This window comes from Haloferax profundi (genome assembly GCF_001469865.1).
GTDB classification, from domain to species: domain Archaea; phylum Halobacteriota; class Halobacteria; order Halobacteriales; family Haloferacaceae; genus Haloferax; species Haloferax profundi.
The window spans coordinates 1-1198 of the sequence record NZ_LOPV01000278.1 but is presented as its reverse complement, the minus strand read 5'-3'; the positions used below and the strand labels follow the sequence as shown (position 1 = coordinate 1198).

Here is a 1198-nt window from a genome sequence, read left to right as displayed (position 1 = left end):
CCTGGCTTTAGGCGTGTTCCCAGGAGGATATTCTGCTCACGGTTACGTTCCCACGTGTGGACGGTGACCAACGCTGATTCAACATCACTGCGATCTGTCGTGTAATTTAATTTGACCTCTTCGCCTGGTGCAGTTGAATAGTAGCTATCATGGTCCGATCCGATATGGAGGTTAACATCAAACTGTTTGACGTCGGGCGTTGAGAGATGATTGAACCGTCGATCAGGCGTGTTAGTGACATACGCAATCTCGTTCTGCAGATCCGATGGCAGATCCACAGTGTAGTTTACCTGTCCGGACGCATCAGTGGTCCCGGTACCAATGAAGAATGTTCCAGCGTGGAGACCCATTCGAGACCCGATAAGTGGAGCATGGAACCCTTCGATAGGATTCCCTTGATTGTCATTGACACTTACTGAGACTCTCTCTGTTGTCCCTGCAGTCACTGTCCAATTCGTGTCTAAATCAGTCTCGGAAACAGTGAACCTGGGAGACGCTCGATCAGTCACAACGGTACCATTGACAGTCGTAACCACACGGATACTGATCTCTTGGTCTTGGACCATCTCACCCTGAGAGGGTGTGGTCATTTGGAACGTTGCGGTTCCATTTTCGTCAGTAGTAAGTGTTTGTTGCTCAAGCGGCGGCCCATTCCAATCTTGACGCACAAAGACTGAGACATCCTTGTTGGCAACAGAGCCCCCGTTTTCTTCTACTGAGATGGTTGCATTAACTGTGCTACTGGGACCATAGGCCCAGTTGTCTGTCTCGATGTCTACACTGGCTGGTGGTGTGTCGGTACTGTCTGGCTCGTCTCCTCTGTTCCGGAACTCAACCTCGAACTCACCGTTGTTTGCGATGTACTCTCCATCTGCTGTCTCAAGGCGGACGTAGAAGTCCGTGTAATCCTCCGGTATCGTCTCTGGTGTATCCCAGGTCGTTTCGAACTGACCACCAGAATTTGTCGTAACGTTCTTCGTTGTGACCGTGACTTCGCTCTCGTTTACGATGCGAACTTCTATCGATTCATTCGCCACTGGTGATCCATTCTGACCAACAACAGTGCCACCGAATGGCACGGTTTCGTTTGGGAATCGCTCGGACCAATCTGGGATAACAACCTGTGCACGATACTTCGCAACATCGATGGAAATCGAGTCTCCATTAGGAACCTCAGACTGGACTTCGACTCTGTATT

The 1198-nt window shown here is 50.2% G+C and carries 1 pseudogene; it reads right to left on the bottom strand.

Features of this window, described 5'->3' with window-relative positions:
* Window positions 1–1198 (bottom strand): annotated as a pseudogene (locus AUR66_RS22020) (hypothetical protein); the annotation flags it as partial.